The sequence below is a fragment of the Croceicoccus sp. Ery5 genome (genome assembly GCF_020985325.1).
Classification (GTDB): Bacteria; Pseudomonadota; Alphaproteobacteria; order Sphingomonadales; family Sphingomonadaceae; genus Croceicoccus.
Genome location: NZ_CP087587.1, coordinates 506,447 through 524,369, shown reverse-complemented (window position 1 = coordinate 524,369; position 17,923 = coordinate 506,447). Strand labels below are relative to the sequence as shown.

18 protein-coding genes are annotated in these 17,923 nt (G+C 64.5%); 4 read left to right on the top strand and 14 right to left on the bottom strand.

What is annotated here, in order from left to right:
* Window positions 1-11: 11 nt before the first annotated feature.
* Entirely contained in the window at window positions 12-935 is a 924-nt protein-coding gene (locus LOZ74_RS02590) for a nitronate monooxygenase family protein (RefSeq protein WP_230292762.1), read from the bottom strand.
* Window positions 936-980: 45 nt separating this feature from the next.
* A complete protein-coding gene (locus LOZ74_RS02585; RefSeq protein ID WP_230292761.1) occupies window positions 981-1,616 on the bottom strand; it encodes a CPBP family intramembrane glutamic endopeptidase in 636 nt (211 codons plus the stop codon).
* A 227-nt stretch (window positions 1,617-1,843) separates the two neighbouring features.
* On the opposite strand from LOZ74_RS02585, the gene LOZ74_RS02580 reads away from it, so the two are divergent.
* Window positions 1,844-2,530: a hypothetical protein gene (locus LOZ74_RS02580; protein WP_230292760.1), complete on the top strand. Its 687-nt coding sequence runs from the start codon at window positions 1,844-1,846 to the stop codon at window positions 2,528-2,530.
* A 138-nt stretch (window positions 2,531-2,668) separates the two neighbouring features.
* Window positions 2,669-2,989 (top strand): multidrug efflux SMR transporter, encoded by a 321-nt coding sequence (locus LOZ74_RS02575; protein ID WP_230278999.1) that lies wholly within the window; start codon window positions 2,669-2,671, stop codon window positions 2,987-2,989.
* A gap of 59 nt (window positions 2,990-3,048) precedes the next feature.
* Here the strand turns inward: LOZ74_RS02575 and LOZ74_RS02570 are convergent, their stop codons facing one another.
* Both LOZ74_RS02570 and LOZ74_RS02565 read right to left on the bottom strand, forming a co-directional pair.
* A complete protein-coding gene (locus tag LOZ74_RS02570; protein ID WP_230292759.1) occupies window positions 3,049-4,257 on the bottom strand; it encodes a type III PLP-dependent enzyme in 1,209 nt (402 codons plus the stop codon).
* Between the two features lie 197 nt (window positions 4,258-4,454).
* Window positions 4,455-5,009: a LemA family protein gene (locus LOZ74_RS02565; RefSeq protein ID WP_230279001.1), complete on the bottom strand. Its 555-nt coding sequence runs from the start codon at window positions 5,007-5,009 to the stop codon at window positions 4,455-4,457.
* A 172-nt stretch (window positions 5,010-5,181) separates the two neighbouring features.
* On the opposite strand from LOZ74_RS02565, the gene LOZ74_RS02560 reads away from it, so the two are divergent.
* A complete protein-coding gene (locus LOZ74_RS02560) occupies window positions 5,182-6,102 on the top strand; it encodes a DUF3137 domain-containing protein (RefSeq protein WP_230292758.1) in 921 nt (306 codons plus the stop codon).
* Window positions 6,103-6,135: 33 nt separating this feature from the next.
* Here the strand turns inward: LOZ74_RS02560 and LOZ74_RS02555 are convergent, their stop codons facing one another.
* The 5 genes from LOZ74_RS02555 to LOZ74_RS02535 form a co-directional block, all read right to left on the bottom strand.
* A complete protein-coding gene (locus tag LOZ74_RS02555) occupies window positions 6,136-7,029 on the bottom strand; it encodes a helix-turn-helix transcriptional regulator (protein ID WP_230292757.1) in 894 nt (297 codons plus the stop codon).
* A gap of 423 nt (window positions 7,030-7,452) precedes the next feature.
* Window positions 7,453-8,625, bottom strand: a complete 1,173-nt coding sequence (locus LOZ74_RS02550; protein WP_230292756.1) for a carboxynorspermidine decarboxylase — start codon at window positions 8,623-8,625, stop codon at window positions 7,453-7,455.
* 35 nt (window positions 8,626-8,660) lie between these two features.
* Window positions 8,661-9,044 carry a hypothetical protein gene (locus LOZ74_RS02545; RefSeq protein WP_230292755.1) on the bottom strand — a complete coding sequence of 128 codons (384 nt, stop codon included), beginning with the start codon at window positions 9,042-9,044 and terminating at the stop codon, window positions 8,661-8,663.
* A 31-nt stretch (window positions 9,045-9,075) separates the two neighbouring features.
* Entirely contained in the window at window positions 9,076-9,861 is a 786-nt protein-coding gene (locus tag LOZ74_RS02540; protein WP_230292754.1) for an alpha/beta fold hydrolase, read from the bottom strand.
* 14 nt (window positions 9,862-9,875) lie between these two features.
* A complete protein-coding gene (locus tag LOZ74_RS02535) occupies window positions 9,876-11,087 on the bottom strand; it encodes a saccharopine dehydrogenase family protein (protein ID WP_230292753.1) in 1,212 nt (403 codons plus the stop codon).
* A gap of 184 nt (window positions 11,088-11,271) precedes the next feature.
* On the opposite strand from LOZ74_RS02535, the gene LOZ74_RS02530 reads away from it, so the two are divergent.
* Complete coding sequence (locus LOZ74_RS02530) at window positions 11,272-11,703, top strand: MAPEG family protein (protein WP_230292752.1); 432 nt, start codon at window positions 11,272-11,274, stop codon at window positions 11,701-11,703.
* On the opposite strand, the gene LOZ74_RS02525 is transcribed toward LOZ74_RS02530, so the two are convergent.
* The 5 genes from LOZ74_RS02525 to LOZ74_RS02505 form a co-directional block, all read right to left on the bottom strand.
* The gene (locus LOZ74_RS02525) at window positions 11,700-12,911 is read right to left on the bottom strand and encodes a class I SAM-dependent RNA methyltransferase (RefSeq protein ID WP_230292751.1); all 1,212 of its coding nucleotides are present in this window, start codon (window positions 12,909-12,911) and stop codon (window positions 11,700-11,702) included. The two genes, LOZ74_RS02530 and LOZ74_RS02525, sit on opposite strands and share 4 nt — an antisense overlap.
* Window positions 12,908-14,335: an NAD(P)H-hydrate dehydratase gene (locus tag LOZ74_RS02520; RefSeq protein WP_230292750.1), complete on the bottom strand. Its 1,428-nt coding sequence runs from the start codon at window positions 14,333-14,335 to the stop codon at window positions 12,908-12,910. The genes LOZ74_RS02525 and LOZ74_RS02520 overlap by 4 nt, the downstream gene beginning before the upstream one ends.
* Before the next feature lie 13 nt (window positions 14,336-14,348).
* Window positions 14,349-16,205 carry a dihydroxy-acid dehydratase gene (ilvD, locus tag LOZ74_RS02515; protein WP_230292749.1) on the bottom strand — a complete coding sequence of 619 codons (1,857 nt, stop codon included), beginning with the start codon at window positions 16,203-16,205 and terminating at the stop codon, window positions 14,349-14,351.
* A 134-nt stretch (window positions 16,206-16,339) separates the two neighbouring features.
* Window positions 16,340-17,068 (bottom strand): N-formylglutamate amidohydrolase, encoded by a 729-nt coding sequence (locus LOZ74_RS02510; protein WP_370638866.1) that lies wholly within the window; start codon window positions 17,066-17,068, stop codon window positions 16,340-16,342.
* Window positions 17,065-17,913: a 4-(cytidine 5'-diphospho)-2-C-methyl-D-erythritol kinase gene (locus LOZ74_RS02505; protein WP_230292748.1), complete on the bottom strand. Its 849-nt coding sequence runs from the start codon at window positions 17,911-17,913 to the stop codon at window positions 17,065-17,067. The genes LOZ74_RS02510 and LOZ74_RS02505 overlap by 4 nt, the downstream gene beginning before the upstream one ends.
* Between the last annotated feature and the right edge of the window lie 10 nt (window positions 17,914-17,923).

Below are 17,923 nucleotides of genomic sequence, written 5' to 3'. Positions count from 1 at the left end.
CGGCAGGCGCCTTATCCCAGCAGGCGGGCCCTTGCCTCGGCATATTCGCGTTTGAACCGCGCGATCCGCTCTGCTGCGGGGACCACCGCATCGACCGCGCCGATGCCCTGCCCGCTGCCCCAGATGTCCTTCCATGCCTTGCTGCCGCCGAAATCCATCGCGCTGGGGTCCGAAGTCGCCAGATTGTCGGGGTCCATCCCCGCCCGCTCGATCGAACCGCGCAGATAATTGCCGTGCACGCCGGTGAACAGGTTCGAATAGACGATATCGCCCGCCGCGCTGTCGACGATCATCTGCTTGTATTCGGGCACCGCCACAGCCTCTTCGGTGGCGATGAACGCGCTGCCGATATAGCCGACATCGGCGCCCATCGCCTGCGCCGCCAGTATCGACTGGCCGTTGGCGATCGCACCCGACAGGGCGAGCGGTCCGTCGAACCATTCGCGGATTTCGGACACCAGCGCGAATGGCGAGATCGTGCCCGCATGGCCGCCCGCACCCGCCGCCACCGCGATCAGACCGTCGGCACCCTTTTCGATGGCCTTTTTCGCATAGGCATTGGTGGTGATGTCATGCAGCACCAGCCCGCCATAGGAATGGATCGCCGCATTCACTTCCTCGCGCGCGCCCAGCGAACAGATCACCACGGGCACCTTATACTTCACGCATAAGGCCAGATCGGTTTCCAGCCGCGGATTGCTGCGATGGACGATCAGATTGACCGCGAACGGCGCATCGTCATCGGTCAGTTCGCTGTTCAGCCGTTGTAACCATTCCTCGAACACGCCGTCGGGGCGGGCATTCAGCGACGGGAACGACCCCACGATCCCGCTGCGGCATTGCGCCAGCACCAGTTCGGGCTGCGACACGATGAACATGGGCGCCGCGATGGCGGGCAATTGCAGGCGGTTCTTCAGCCAGTCGGGCAGGCTCATACTCGGTCAAACTCCCATCACTTGTGACGGGCGTTAGCATCGCGATCAGGCCAGGAACAGGGCGACCGAACCGATAAGGTTGAAAGTCATATGCGCTGCCACCGCAGGCAAGAGCCGCCGCCCGCAAATCTGGTAGAGCGCCCCCAGCACCAGCCCGATCAGCCCCGTCACCACCGCGCCCGAGGGGCCATAGCTGTGCGATGCGCCGAATGCGGCGGCGGAGATCAGGATCAACAACGGCACCGCGCCCTTGCCAAAGATCTTCGCGCCCCAGCCGATGACGAAACCGCGATACAGCACTTCCTCTGCCGCCGCGCTGGCGAGGGCGATCACCAGCGTCACCGCGAACACGGCGACATTGCCCGCCACCGCATCCAGCGCGCCGGTATCGACGCCCTTGCCCAGCAGCCCTTCGACCAGCGGGCGGATCACCTCAGCAATCCCTACCGCCAGTGCGCCGCCGACCAGAATGCCCAGCAGCACCGACATCCAGCCTTTCTTCCAGACCATCGCCAACGTCGCCTGCCGCGACGATTTCATCACCGCCAGCACTGCCACCATGATCGCCAGCGAAAACAGGAAACCGAAGGTCGGGATCGCGATCGCGGGCACCAGCGCGCCAAGGCACAGCAGGGCGGGAATCCACTGGCGGGCGGGCAGCGATGCGGCAGAGCTTGTCATGCGCAGGCGATAGCGCGGGTTTGGCTAATGCTTCGTTAGCGGGCCGGATTGCCGGTAATAAAGGCGTGCGGACAATGGCTTGGGCAATATCAGCAATGAAAAACGCCTGATGCGATTGAAACGACGCATTCGATCTTTAGACTGGCATCAGTGATCATCGGGCGGGGAACAGTTCAGATCACAGCATAAACGGGGGACGATCGATGAATATCGCAGTACGATGCGCCATGATTGCTTTTGCGACCGGCGGCCTTTTCTTGTCAGGCGGCAGCGCCCGTGCGCAGACAATTGCCATTCCGGGCGACATGTGCGGCAAAGCCGCCGCCAACAGCGCCGAACCGCTGGCGGGAAAATGGCTGGCGGTCAATCGCGATGGCGGCGGCGCGGTGGGGCCATTCGGCTTTGCACTGAAAAGCAGGCCGACCGAAAACCTGACCCTGCTCCACCCCAGCGGCGGCATATTGACCTTTACCGGCAAGAACGATCTGGGCGACCAGCGGCTGGACATGCAGCCGCTTCCCGTGGCCGAGGCCTTGCCCGACGAGTTCGACGTTCAGCTGGAATCGGGCCGGATCGAAACGGTGGACGTCAGCGCGCTGCTGCCCTGCGCATGGAGCGAGATGCCGGGATACAAGGGCCATATCGATTATCCCCTGCAAGGTCAGGGAGAGATGCGAATGACCGTGATGTTCAACTTCCCCAGCCAGAACGCAGGCTTTGGCCTGTTGCATTTCACCGGCAATATGATGGGCAATCCGATCGATGTGTGGCGCTATGTCACGCTGACGCGCGAGAACAGCAAGGGGATGACATTGGGTTGCAACCCGCTGGAGCCGGTGTGCCGCAAGGCCATCGCCTGTCAGGAGGACGAAGACGGCAACAAGCGCGAGCCGGAAATCTGCGACGCGCCCTGACGCGGACGGAGCCGCCATCGAACCGCCATTGAAAGGGGCGCTTGCCTGTCCTAGATCGGGCCTGCGGCGACCACGTTCCCGCCCCGCGTTCAGGGGATCAAGACCGGGACGGCCCGGCAGCTGACGAAAGGCTGCTGCATGGCGTGGGTAATCCTGATTCTGGCCGGACTGTTCGAAGTGGTCTGGGCCTTTTCGATGAAACTGTCCGAGGGCTTTACGCGGCCCGGTCCGTCACTGGTGACACTGGGCGCGATGGCGGCCAGCTTTATGCTGCTGGCAACCGCCATGCGCAGCCTGCCCCTTGGGACGGCCTATATGGTGTGGACGGGCATTGGCGCGATCGGCGCATTCGTGCTGGGCATCGCGATGCTGGGCGAAGCGGCCAATCCGCTGCGGATCGTCGCCGCCTTGCTGATCGCAGTCGGGATGGTGCTGATGAAGCTGGCGACGCCGAACTAGCGCGAAAAGGGCGGGTACCGCATGCGGCCCCGCCCTTTGATGTTTTATGCCGCCGCCTTTTAACGCAGCGAGATCACATTATCCGAAACGCGCGGATCGGCGCGGTCGCCGCGATACAGGCTGCTCATCGGCTCGTCCGACACGGTTTCGACCGGTCCGTCGCCAAAGCCGTTGAAGCCGGTGCGCATCGCTGCGCCATAGGCACCCAGCATGCCCACTTCGATATAGTCGCCGGCGCGCATGTCGGCAGGCAGCGGGAACGGGCCTTCCATGTAATCGGCATCGTCGCAGGTCGGGCCATAGAACGCGAAATCGGCCGTCTCGGCGTCATTCTCGGGCCCCGCCACGCGGCGGACGGGGAAGCGCCAGCCGATATGGGCGGCATCGAAAAGCGCGCCATAGGCACCGTCATTGATGAACAGCTCGTTCTCGCGCCGCTTTTCGACGCGCACGATCATCGAGTTATATTCCGCGCACAATGCACGGCCCGGCTCGCACCACAGTTCCGCGTTATAGGCGATGGGCAGTTCATAGAAATGGCGGTGGATCACCTGAAAGTAATCTTCCAGCGGCGGGGGTTCCATGCCGGGATAGACCGACGGAAATCCGCCGCCTACGTCGATCATGTCGATCACGACGCTGGCTTCGGCAATCGCCGCGCGCACGCGTTCCAGACCCTGCACATAGGCAAAGGGGGTCATCGCCTGCGATCCGACGTGGAAACATACGCCCAGCCAGTCCGCCTTTTGCCGGACGGCCTGCAGCAGTCCGGGCGCGTCGATCAGATCGACACCGAACTTGGCCGCCAGCGACAGTTCCGAATATTCGGACGAGACGCGCAGGCGCACGCACAGGCGCAGGTCCCTGGCCTCTACCCCGTCGCGGGTGGTGGCGCGCACGATCTTGTCCAGCTCGTCATGGCTGTCGAGGCTGAAGGTCTTGCAGCCGTGGTCGAAATAGGCCTCGGCAATCGCGCGCTCGGTCTTGACCGGATGCATGAAGCAAAGCGTCACATCGGGGCCCAAGGTGCTGCGCACAAGGCGCACTTCGGCGATCGAGGCGACGTCGTAATGCGTCACACCGCCATCGTTCAGCACGCGCAGCAGATCGGGCGAAGGATTCGCCTTCACCGCATAGAGCACCTTGCCGGGGAATTTCTGGACGAAAAACTGCGCAGCACGCCGCGCAGCATGCGGGCGGTTCAGAATAACCGGTTCGTCCGGCGACAGGGCGCGGGCTACAGCAGTTGCGTCGGGATAGATGGACAATTCAAGGGACCCCCAGAGGTAACATTCAACAAGAGCTGCCTTGCGGTTTGGAAGTCCCCATGGGGCAGCGAAGGGGGCGCATATAAGCACCGGTCCGGAAAACGCAAGGTAATTTCACGCGTTCCGGCGGGCCAGAGATAGCGCGACAGGCCGGATTCTGTGTTCGACCAGCGGTTTGAAACGCCGGTTTTTTCCGGTCAGAACCGCACTTCGGGCACCTGGTCCACGGTGCCCACTTCCGAATCGTCCAGCCGGTGGAAATCGGCCTGCCGGAACCCCAGCGCGCCCGCGAACATCACGGCGGGGAAGCTTTCGATACCGGTATTGTACCGCGATACCGCCGCATTCAGCGCGCGGCGGGCGGCGGCGATCTTGTCCTCGATATCGGCAAGCTCACCCTGCAACTGCTGGAAATTGCTGTTCGCCTTCAACTCGGGATAGGCTTCCGACAGGGCGAGCAAGCGGTTGAGCGCCATGGCCAGCTGCTCCTCGTTCCCCGAACTGGGCGCGCCCGATGCGGCGCGGTTGCGCGCGGCGATCACTGCCTCCAGCGTTTCCGATTCGTGGGCGGCATAGCCCTTTACCGTGCTGACCAGATTGGGCACCAGATCGTGCCTTTGCCGCAATTGCGCGTCGATATCGGCCACGCCCTGCCGCACCGACTGGCGCAGCGAAACAAGCCTGTTGTAAATGCCGATCACAAGGATCGCGATCGCAACCACCACGATCAGAACGATAATCCAGCCCGTCATCGACCGCATTTCCCCTTGCGAATCCTTGCCGTTGTGCCCAGCCTAGGCATTGTGTGGCTTCATGGGAAGGGTGCGCCGTCGCGGCGCGCCTTTCCCATCCTGTTTCCCGGCCCGGCCGATAATCCGGGCGTCGGAGTGTGCGATGATCGAATTGCCGCAAGCACAAAGCCTGATGGCCGGCCCGCTGGGTGGCTGGCTGCAACAGCAAAAGGACATGCGCAGCGAGGCGCAGGCCGAATCGCATCGTCGCATGTGGAAGGCCGCCATCGTGCTGGGGCCGGTCCTGATTTTCGCATGGATCGCGATACCCGTTCCCATGCAGTTGAAAGCGGTGGTGACAGGCATGGTCTTTATCGCCGCCACCGCATGGACGCGCCGCCCGATTGCCGAGGCGCGCAAATCGGTGAAGGACGGGATCAACCGCGCCATCGCGCAATCGCTGGGCCTCAGCTTTACGATCGACAGCCTGCCGGGCACCGGTTTCCGCCGCGCCAAGGCGCTGGGCATGGTCCCCCGCCACGACCGCGCCCATTTCGAGGATCACTGGTCGGGTGAAATCGCGGGCCATCATTTCGAACTGCACGAGGCGAAGCTGGAAGAGAAGCGCGGCAGCGGCAAGAACCGCCGCTGGGTCACCGTGTTCCGCGGCGCGATCATCACCATGCAATATGGCCGCGGCATCCATTCGCGCACGCTGCTGCTGCGCGAGGGGAAACATCGCGGCTTTTTCGGCGGGCGCAAGGATGCGGTGAAGCTGGACGGAGAGCGGTTCGAATCGGTCCCCATCGTCCATCCCGAATTCGAGGACGCGTTCGATGCGTGGACCACCGATCCGGTCGAGGCGCGATATCTGATCCACCCGTCCTATGTCGAAAGGCTGCTGGAGATCGAGAACAGCTTTGCCGGCAAGGACATCTGCGCGCTGTTCGACGGGCGCCACGAACGCGGCGATCTGGTGATCGCGGTGAAGACGGGCAATATGTTCGAAAGCGGACACATGAATGCCGCGATGGACGAACAGATGGTCGCCCGCACGATCGAACAATTCGGAACGCTGGCACGGCTGGCCGAAACGATGAACGAGTTTCGCTAGGAATCCCGTATCAGCCAACAGACCGTCAGCCCGTCACCCCATCAAACCGGCTTTGGTCGAACCGCGCGACAATGTGCCCGGCGCGATCATGAAAAGCTGTTTTCCCGCCTTCTGCGCCTCGGGCCCGACGTCGCGATAGAGAAAGGCGCGGCGCTTGTCGTCGTCGATGGGGTCGACGGGTTTCGCCTCTTCCTCGGCCATGCGCTTCATCGTCGCATTATCGGCCTCTCTGTCGCCCGACAGATCGCCCAGACGTTCCAGCACGATCGGCAGTGCGGCAGGTGTGCGATTGGCGTCCAGCGCCGAAAGCAGCAGCAGCCCTTCCATCGATTCGGCGCGCGGCAGGGGCACGCCCTTCAGCACGACGATCAGCGGGGTGCGGCCCACCGGATCGAACAAAAAGACATAGAGATTGCCCGACATGGGGAACATCCAGCCGGTAAAGCTCAATCCCGCTCCCTCCATGATGACTTCCATCATGCCGTCGGCCGTGCGGCGGAACAGTCCGTAATCGTGGAACGGCTGATCGGGCATCAGGACCGAGGGGCGCGTGGTGCGCCAGAACCCTTCATAGGCCGGCGCGCGCGCCGCCAGATCGCTGCCCGATGCTTCGACAATACTGGCGAACGGCCCCTCGGCGCGCATTTCGGGGCCGGTCGGGATACCCGCGCGCATGGCAACGCCCGCCTTTGCCGCAAGTCCCGCCAGATCCTGATACCAGTCGGCCAGGGTCAGATCGGGGAAATTGTCCTGAAACACCGCCGTCAGCCGTGCCAGATTATGTTCGCCGGGATGGACCGTGCCCTTTACCCAGCGGCCGACCAGCGATTTATCCACCCCCACGCGCTGCGCCAGCGCCACGCGGCTAAGGCTGGACGCCTTGAGCAGCAGGTCCAGCTTTTCGGAAAAGGCGTCGACGCGTTGCATCGGGCGCATTTGCGCCAATCGGGACCGGAATGCAACCGGGTTGCATCGGCATGCAACGCGATGCACCGCTTGGTGCACCTTCAATTTTGAACGATCGCGGCGCAATAGGATTGCGCGTGATCGGGGGCCAATCGGGGGACTGGCGCCTGCGGGATCATACCCGGTGTTCGATTATTTCGAAAATATGACGCAAAGGTCCGTAGGGGGCGATTGCTGCCACGGGTCGCATCGGTCCGTTAGGCCTATCGAGTCCGGCTGGCGGCAATGTTGGCAGATGCGGTGTTACGCCCACCGCATGTGGCCGCGGCGATCATCCGTCCATCGCCATGCGCCATCGATTGTCAAACCTGTGGTCGGGCAATCCGTGCGGGGTTCATCCATGGCCCCACGCGGATTGCCCGAAACCCCTTCAAACCGCTCCGTTCAGCTCAACCGGTCGCGGAAATCGCGATAGCCGAAGGTCTTCACCTTCTCGAGCAGGCCGCTTTCCGAATCCCACAGCCAGATCGACGGCAGCGGCACGCCGTTGAACGTGGTGGTCTTTACCATCGAATAATGCGCCTGATCCAGAAAGGCGAAACGCGCACCGACCTCGGGCTCGACCGGCAGGCCGTAATCGCCGATCACATCACCCGCGAGGCAGGATGGACCGCCCAGCCGGATCGGCTCCACATCGTCGCGTTCCCCCAGCATGGCGGGGCGATAGGGCGCTTCCAGCACATCGGGCATGTGGCATGTGGCCGAGATATCGGTGATGCCCAGCGGCATGCCGTTCCAATGCGTATCGAGCAGCGTGCCGACCAGAATCCCCGCGTCCAGCGCCACCGCTTCGCCCGGTTCCAGATAGATTTCGCAGCCCGTCGTATCGCGCACATCGATCAGGAACTGCACCAGCTCGTCCCGCTGGTAATCGCTGCGGGTGATATGGTGCCCGCCGCCGAAGTTCAGCCATTTGAGGTCGGGGATGACATATTCAATATGCGGCAGCAGCGCGTCCCACGTGCGCTTCAGCGGTTCCAGATCCTGTTCGCACAGGCTGTGGAAGTGCAGCCCGTCGATGCCTTCCAGATGCTCCTCGGTCAGCTGGTCGACCGGAAAGCCCAGCCGCGAATGCGGGGCACACGGATCATAGCGCGGCACCTCGCCCTCGGCATGCAGGGGGTTCACGCGCAGACCGATGTCGAATGTTTCGCCGCGGTTGCGCGCCGCATCGATGATATCGGCAAAGCGTTCGCGCTGCATCGGCGTGTTGAAGATCACATGATCGGACAGGCGGCAGATTTCCTCCATGTCCTCTTCCTTATATGCCGCGCAGAAGGTCGCGATCTCGCCATCGTAATGCTCGCCCGCCAGCATCGCTTCCCACAGGCCCGACGTGCACACGCCGTCGAGATATTCGCCGATCATCGGCGCGACCGACCACATCGAAAATGCCTTGAGCGCGGACAAGACCTTGCAGCCCGAACGGTCGCGGATATCGGCCAGCACGCGCAGGTTCGACCGCAGCTTCGCGGCATCGACCACGAATGCGGGACTGTCGACAAGGGTCAGGTCGAAATCGGCGAAGGCTCCGGGATCGCCGGCGCGGGTTTCCATCAATCAAACTCCTGCATTCGGGACTGGGCTGTGCGTCAATCGACGCAGATCGCGCGCACGGCCTTGCCATCGACAACTTCGGCATAGCAGCCGAACAGCGCGTCGTCGGCCTGACACGTGCCTACGATCTGGCCATCGGGCCCGTCGTCGGGGGCAGTCACGCATTTGCCGGTGCATTGCTGGTTGTCGCGGCACGCCTTGCCCGCATCGGGATAGGGATGCACGCACATCAGGGTCTGCGCCCTGCCCCGCCGGTCAAGCGCGCCGCCCTGCGCCTCGCAGCTTTGCGCATCGGGAAGAACCGGCGACGATATGGCGTCAACCGGCGGTTCGGGACCATCGTCAGGCGCGGAATGGCTGTAACAGCCGGTCAGGGCCAGACTGCATGCCAGTGCGATAGCCGACCACGATAGTTTCATTCCCGCTCCTGCCATGATGCGATCCGGCCCATCATTGCGCGTCCAGTTCGGCATGGGCCAGCCAGTCGCTGACCAGCCCCGCAAAACGCGCCGGATCGCTTTCGGGCAAAAGATGGCCCGCCCCTTCCACGACTTCAAGACGGCCCCGCGGCGCAAGACCGGCGAGCGCGCGCGTCGGGATGGCGAATGCCGGGCGGGTTTCGGCGCCCATCGCGGCGATCACCGGAATGTCCAGCGCGCGGACTTCATCCGCCGAAATCTTCACCGGCGGCGCGCCTTTGCCCATCAAAAGCGGCATCATGCGCGCATTATCGAGCGCGAGGCGGCGGCGTTCCGGCGCCATATCGGCGATAAAGCCCCGTTTGCCGACCTGATCGAACAGCGCATGGGCCGCGGCTTCCTCCCCGCCTTGCGCCAATGCCTCGCCCACCGGACCAAAGCATGCTGCGGCGTCGGCGCCAAATTCGGCACGCAGTCCCTCATCCTCGATAAAGCTGGCGAATGCGGGTTCGTACAGCACAAGCGCTGCCACCAGATCGGGGCGGCGTTTGGCCAGCAGCAGCGCGGGATGGCAACTGTATGACCATGCGACCACCACCACGGGGGCGTCCATGGTGGCGTCGATGAATTGTTCCAGATCCTGCGTGTGCCGTTCGGTGCCGAAAGCGCTGCCGTCGCCCGACCATGCCGCCGTGCCGAAGAAAGACAGCGTGATCGCCCGCGCATCCACGTTCCACGGCAATGCGTCGAGCACCGGCCCCCATGTGCGCGCATCGCCCAGCGCGCCATGGACGAACAGGATCGGCGGTCCTTCCATCGGTTCCGCTCCGGTCAGAAGGGCAGCGGCCCGTCCAGCTCCTCGACCGTCCACGGCAGGCCGTGCTTGTTCAACATGTCCATGAAGGGATCGGGATCGAACTGCTCCATGTTGAACACGCCCTCTCCCTTCCACTTACCGGTCAGGATCATGGCCGCGCCGATCATCGCCGGAACGCCGGTGGTATAGGAAACCGCCTGGTTACCGGTTTCGGCATAGGCATCCTCGTGATCGCAGATGTTCCTGATATAGAACGTCTTCTCGCCGCTACCGTCCAGCGCCTCGCCCGTGGCGATATCGCCGATATTGGTCTTGCCCTTGGTCGTCTCGCCAAGGCTGGACGGTTCGGGCAGCACGGCCTTCAGGAATTGCAGCGGGATGATTTCCTGCCCGTTATACATCACCGGATCGATGCGCGTCATGCCCACGTTCTGCAGCACGGTCAGGTGCTTGATATACTCGTCGCCGAACGTCATCCAGAACCGCGCGCGCTCCATCTCGGGCACGAAGCGGGCAAGGCTTTCCAGCTCCTCGTGGTACATCATATACATGTTTTTCGGGCCGACTTCGGCAAAGTCGAACTGCTGCTTCACGCCCATCGCGGGGGTTTCGACGAACTCGCCGTTCTCCCAATGCCGGGCGGGCGCGGTCACTTCGCGGATATTGATTTCGGGATTGAAATTGGTGGCAAAGGCCTGACCGTGATCGCCGCCATTGCAGTCGAGGATGTCGAGCAGGCGGATGGTCTTCAGCTTGTGTTTCTTGAGCCACATGGCGAACACGCTGGTCACGCCCGGATCGAAACCGCTGCCCAGCAGCGCCATCAGCCCCGCGTCCTTGAACCTGTCCTGATAGGCCCACTGCCAGTGATATTCGAACTTCGCGACGTCCTTGGGTTCGTAATTCGCGGTGTCCATGTAATGCACGCCCGCGTTCAGACAGGCATCCATGATCGACAGGTCCTGATAGGGCAGCGCCAGATTGACGACCAGATCGGGCTTCACCTGTTCGATCAGCGCGGTGGTGGCCGCCACATCGTCCGCGTCGATCGCATGGGTCGGCACGGTCACGCCGGTCCGTTCCTTGACGCTGGCGGCAATGGCATCGCATTTGGAAACGGTGCGGCTGGCCAGCACGATCTCGCTGAAAATATCCGCGTTCATGGCCATCTTGTGCACCGCGACCGAACCGACACCGCCCGCGCCGATCACCAGAACCTTGCCCACAACGCATCTCCTTGACTTCGCGGCCCGCGCCGCGGCGGACCAGTAACAGTTGAGTGCGCCGATATAGACCCGCAACGGTGACACGCAAGCGACAGCAGCGCCCCCGCGAAGCCGAATGCAAAGCTTTTGACACCGCGATCAGCGGGCGGCAGTCTCTGGCGCGGCGCGATATTTGGGGGAAACCATGGCCGATACAGCAATTCTGGTTCCGGCAGCCGTGCTGCTGGTGTGGACCATGGTGATGTTCGTCTGGATGCTGGTGCATCGAAGCATGCTGTTCCGCCAGCATGGCATCAGGCTGGACAAGATGCCCCCCGGCGCGATCGGGCGCGATATCCCACGCACCGCGCCCGATGCCAAGGACTGGGTGGCGCAGAATTACAACCATCTGATGGAACAGCCGACGGCGTTCTATGCCGCCTGCGTGATCCTGTCGCTGGGCGGCGCGACGGGATATGATGCGGGGCTGGCGTGGTTCTATGTCGTGATCCGCATCGCCCATTCGATCTGGCAGGCGCGCGTCAATGTCATCACCATCCGCGCTGCACTGTTCGTGGTGTCCAGCCTTGCGCTGGCGCTGTTGTCGGTCCGCGCATTGCTGTCGGTGCTAGGTTAATCCCTGATGAAAAGGCTGGCCAGCTCCACGTGCGTCGACCAGCGGAACTGTCCCACGGGGCGCAGTTTCGCCAGCCGGTAGCCGCCCGCGACCAGCGCCGCGGCATCCTTGGCCCAGCTCGACGGGTTGCAACTGATATAGCAGATCCGCCCCACCGCGCTTTCGGCCAGCCGCGCAGCCTGTTCCTTTGCCCCCGCCCGCGGCGGATCGAGCAGCACCGCATCGAACCGCGCCAGCTCGTCCGCCTGAAGCGGATTGCGGAACAGGTCGCGGTGCATGGCAAAGACTTGCCGCTGCGAAATGCCTGCCGCCGCCTTGCACGACAGATGCGCATCGCGCGCAGCCTCTGCCGCCAGCACTTTCGCTCCGCCTGCCGACAGCGCAAAGGCAAAGGTGCCCAGCCCCGCGAACAGATCGGCAGCGTTTCTCGCCCCCGCCAGCCATTCGCTGGCGGCAGCGACCAGCGCGGCCTCTCCCTCTCGTGTCGGTTGCAGAAAGCTGCCGGGCGGAAGGCCCACGGGCACGCCCGACAGGGTCACGGTGACGGGTTCCGGCTCCCAATGGGTTTCGGGGCCATACCCATCGTTCAGCGTCAGGCGCGCAAGGCTGTTCCCTTGCGCGAAACCGATCATGGCCTCCGTCTCGGCCAGACCTTCGGGCGTATAGCCGCCGATATTGCAGTCGACCCCCTGATCGCACAAGGTCATCTGGATATCGATGGCAAGCCGCTTGCGCCCGAAACCCGCAATCAGCCGGCGCAGCGGCGCGACCATTGCGAAAAGTTCGGGAGCCATCACCGCGCATTCGGCCATATCGACGATATTGTGCGAGCGCGCTTCGCGGAAACCGATGCGGACGGACCGACCGCGTGCCTCGGCGTGCAGGGTCACGCGGCGACGGCTGGCGGGCGGGGACAGCTCGGCAGGCTCAGGCACATCGGGGGTCAGCCCCTGCCCCTCGGCGGCATTGGCGACGCGCGCCGTCACGAAACCGCGCCAGCTTTCCTCGTCCAGCTGCTGCAACTGGCAGCCGCCGCATTGCGGGAAATGGCGGCACGCGGGGGCGGCGTGGTGCGGGCCGGGAATGATCGTGCCATCGGGCGCGACATCGTCGCCCGGCGCGGTCAGCGCGACAAAGCGCCCGTCTTCGGTCTGGCCATCGCCCTTTGCGGCAATGCGCAGAACCTTGCTGATTGAATGTGCGGTCATAGGGCCGCGCCCATAGCATCGCGTACCGATTCCGCCAGCATCGCCGCGGTAAAACCGGCACCGGCCTGCCGCGCAGCCTCTTTATGCAGCCAGACTGCCTGTTGCGCGGCGCGGAATGCATCGCCCGTCACCGCCAGCCGCGCCGCGACCAGCCCTGCCAGCACATCGCCCGTGCCCGCCACCGACAGCCAGCTCGACGCGCGCGGCGCATAGGCCAGCGCGCCATCGGGCGATGCGACCAGCGTGTCCGCGCCCTTGGCGATCACCACGGCATTCGTGGCCTTTGCCAGCGCAAGGGCGCGGGCCTGCTTGCCCCCCTCTTCCGGCAATCCGAATGCCTGTTCCAGCCGCGCCAGTTCCCCCTCATGCGGGGTCAGCACCAGCGGGGCCGTGCGGCCCGCGACATTCGCCAGCCGCAACAGCACCAGCGCATCGGCATCCAGCACGGCGGGATGGCCCGATTCCAGCGCGGCCTCCATCCGTTCGCGCGCCTGATGGTCGCGGCCAAGCCCCGGTCCGCACAGCACCGCGGCGATCCGGTCGTCCGACAGGGCCTGCGGCAGGGTCATCATGCCGGGGGACCGCATGACCACCAGATCGGCGGGCGCGCTGAACACGCTGTCCTGCGCCAGCATTTTGACATAGCCCGCCCCGCCCAATGCCGCAGAGCGGGAGGCCAGCATGGCCGCCCCCTCCATCGCGCCGCCGACCACGGCGATCAGGCCGCGCGTATATTTATGCGCGTCCGCAGCGGGGGCATGGATCGCGGGCCTGCCGATCAGATGCGCCGCGCCGCGCTCTTGCCCGCATCCGATATCGACCAGCCGCGCCGCGCGCCAATGCTGCATCGCGGGCATCAGGAAATGGGCAGGCTTCCACGCGCCCAGCGCGATGCACAGATCGTAATGCGGCAAGGTGTCGATCAGCATCGCCCCGCTGTCGGTCGCAACGCCGCTGGGCAGGTCGATGGCGATACGCTTGCCGTGGCGCGCGGCCAGATCGTGCAGCATGTCGCGCAGCATGCCGGTGACTTCGCGGTTCAGACCGCTGCCGAACAGGCAATCGACCAGCACCGCACCCCCGGCTTCCGCCGGATCCGCCCTGGCACCGCGATAGAGCGATGCCGCACGCCGCGCCGCATCGGTGGCGGGCGGCAGCGCGGCGACGATATGCACGGGAAATCCGCGTTCGTGCAAAGCCTGCGCGATCACATAGCCGTCGCCGCCATTATTGCCGGGCCCGCACAGCACCGTCACCGGCGCGCCGCCTGCGACCCGCCAGACCCATTCCGCCGCTCCGCGCCCCGCCCTTTGCATCAGCGCGTGGACATCGGTGCCCGCATCCATCAGCCTGTGTTCCGCATGCAGCATCTGCGCGGCGGTCAGCACCTGATCGGGTGCGATCGGGTGCGGCTGATGGTGCATGGCGGCCGGCCGGTTAACGGCGGTAAAGCTGGTCGACGTCGCGCACCGCGCCGCGCGATGCGCTGGTCGTCATCGCGGCATAGGCGCGCAGCGCTTCCGAAACCTTGCGCGGGCGCGGATGGGCCGGCTTCCACGCCGCATCGCCCTTTGCCTCCATCGCGGCGCGGCGTTTGGCCAGATCGGCATCGCTGATCATCAGGTTGATGCTGCGTCCCGGAATGTCGATGGCGATGGTATCGCCCGTTTCGACCAGCCCGATCGCGCCGCCTTCGGCCGCTTCGGGCGACGCATGCCCGATCGAAAGCCCGCTGGTGCCGCCCGAAAAGCGTCCGTCGGTAATCAGCGCGCAGGCCGCGCCAAGACCCTTCGATTTCAGATAGCTGGTGGGATAGAGCATTTCCTGCATCCCCGGCCCGCCGCGCGGCCCTTCATAGCGGATCACCACGACTTCGCCTGCCTTCACCTCATCGGCCAGAATGCCGACGACGGCGGCTTCCTGGCTTTCGTAAACGCGCGCGGGGCCGGTGAATTTCAGAATGCTTTCATCCACGCCCGCCGTTTTCACGATGCAGCCGTCCAGCGCGATATTGCCCGACAGCACCGCCAGCCCGCCATCTTTGGAAAAGGCGTTCTCGGCATTGCGGATCACGCCCGATGTGCGGTTGGTATCCAGCGATTCCCAACGGCGGTTCTGGCTGAAGGCGGTCTGGGTCGGCACGCCGCCCGGCGCCGCGGCATAGAAATTGCGCACGCTGTCCGAATTGGTCTGCGTAATGTCCCAGCGCCCGATCGCCTCGCTCAGGCTGCGGCTGTGCACCGTGGGGCATTCGCCGTTGATCAGCCCTGCGCGGTCCAGCTCGCCAAGGATCGCCATGATGCCGCCCGCGCGGTGCACGTCTTCCATGTGCACATCGGACTTGGCGGGCGCGACTTTCGACAGGCACGGCACCCCGCGCGACAGGCGATCGATATCGGCCATGGTGAAATCGACCTTCGCCTCATGCGCGGCGGCCAGCAGGTGCAGCACCGTATTGGTCGACCCGCCCATCGCGATATCAAGGCTCATCGCGTTTTCGAACGCGGCAAAGCTGGCGATATTGCGCGGCAGCGCGCTTTCGTCGTCCTGCTCGTAATAGCGTTTGCACAGATCCACCACCAGACGGCCTGCTTCGCGGAACAGCGCCTCGCGGTCGGCGTGGGTGGCCAGCATCGAGCCATTGCCGGGCAGCGACAGGCCCAGCGCCTCGGTCAGGCAATTCATCGAATTGGCGGTGAACATGCCGCTGCACGAACCGCAGGTCGGGCAGGCCGAACGCTCGATCGCGGTCACTTCCTCGTCGGTATAGCTCTCGTCCGCGGCGGCGACCATGGCGTCCACCAGATCGAGCGCGTGTTCCTTGCCCTTCAGCACGACCTTGCCGGCCTCCATCGGGCCGCCCGACACGAACACCACCGGCACATTGATCCGCAGCGCCGCCATCAGCATGCCGGGCGTGATCTTGTCGCAGTTGGAAATGCACACGATGGCATCGGCGCAATGGGCATTGACCATATATTCGACGCTGTCGGCAATGATGTCGCGGCTGGGCAGCGAATAGAGCATGCCGTCATGCCCCATGGCGATCCCGTCATCGACCGCGATGGTATTGAATTCCTTGGCCACGCCGCCCGCCGCCTCGATCTCGCGCGCGACAAGCTGGCCCAGATCCTTCAGATGAACATGGCCCGGCACGAACTGGGTGAAGCTGTTGGCGATGGCGATGATCGGCTTGCCGAAATCATCGTCCTTCATCCCCGTGGCGCGCCACAGCCCGCGCGCACCCGCCATATTGCGGCCATGGGTGGATGTGCGGGAACGATAGGCAGGCATTGTCGGGACTCCGGTTCACATAAATTGCGCGAAAATACGCTTTGGCGCGCCCTTAGCGCAGCGGGCACCATAACCGAAGCAAGAATTGCTGTCCCGCATCCCCGTCACAGCTTGTCCGCTGTCGGAAAGGACGGTCAGCCGATCAGTTCCGCCGTGCGTCTGGCCACATCGGCGATCATATCGGCCCAGCGCGCCTGTCCGCGTTCGTTGCGGATCAGATCGTTACGCACCTCGATCGCCAGATAGGGGCGGTCATGCGCTTCTGCATGACGGTTCATCGTCGCATTCAGCAGGCGGCCCGAATAGGGTTCGTTATCGCCCACCGTCAGCCCGTATTCCGCGAAAAGCCGCATCGCATGGCGCGCTGCCGTGCCCTGTCGGTTATACAGCAGGCCCACGTGCCACGGGCGCATGCTGTCGGGGTCGCTCGCCATCGCGGGGGTAAAGCTGTGGAGCGAGACGATCAGCCGCGGCGCCGCGCGGCCAAGCCAGTCCTCCATCGCATCGTGATAGGGGCGGTAAAACCGGTCGAGCCGCCCTTCGCGGTCCGCACCGATATTGCCGGGCACCAGCACGCCGTCGCTTTCCGTGGGGATCAGCCTGTCGTGGTCTTCCTCGCGGTGGAGGTCGACGACAAGGCGGCTGACATTGCCGAGATGGGCGGCAATCCCATGGCGGCGGGCCATGCGGTCGGCCACGCCCGCTACGCCGATGTCCCAGCCGATGTGATCGTCGAGCTGCGCCTGCGTAATGCCCAGTTCCATATCGTCGGGCACGCGGTTCGATGCGTGGTCGGATACCAGCACGATGCCGCCATGGACGGGCGTGCCGATGCGCCGCCAGCTTTCGGTTTCCTCGATCACCTGAGGGTGCCCTTCATCCGCCACCAGTCCGGATAGCGCATCGCGATTTCGGCATCGGCGGCATCGCGCGCCTCTGCGCTTTCGTACAGGGCAAAGCAGCTTGCGCCCGAACCCGACATGCGCGCCAGCCACGGATGGGTGGCTTTCAGCGCGCCGATTATCTGCCCGATGGCGGGGACGAGGGCACGCGCCCCGTCCTCAAGATCGTTGCGCGCCTTGGGCACGATGTCGCGCAATGTCCCTTCGGCCAATGGCCCCTGATCGATGCCGTTCCACGCCTTGAACACCGGACCCGTCGCCAGCGGTTTGCGCGGATTGACCAGCAGCACGGCCATGCCGGTCAGCTCGCTATCGATCACGGTAAGTTCGGTGCCGGTGCCGGTGCCGCGCGCGGTCTGGCTGATGACGCAGGCGGGCACGTCCGCGCCCAGTTTCGCCGCGCGCTCCTGCCAGTCGTCGGGCCAGCCGTGGCTGTCGCAGATCAGCCGGATCAGCGCGCCCGCATCGGCACTGCCCCCGCCCAGCCCCGCCGCGACGGGCAGGTTCTTTTCCAGCGTGACATGCCAGCCGTCGTGCCCGTTCCCGACCGGGCGGGGGAACGCGCCAAGAACCTGCATCAGAATATTGTCGCCCACCGGCGATCCGCCCAGCGCATCGGCAAATTCGCCCGCCACCTGCAGGCGGTCCTCCGCCTGACCGGTGCGTACCGACAGCACATCGCCCGCGTCGACAAAGGCGAAAATCGTCTCGATATCGTGATAGCCATCGGCCCGCCTGCCCCGCACATGCAGGGCAAGGTTGATCTTGGCGTAACCGGTGGCTTTCACGTCGCCGCATGCTCCCATGACGGGGGTC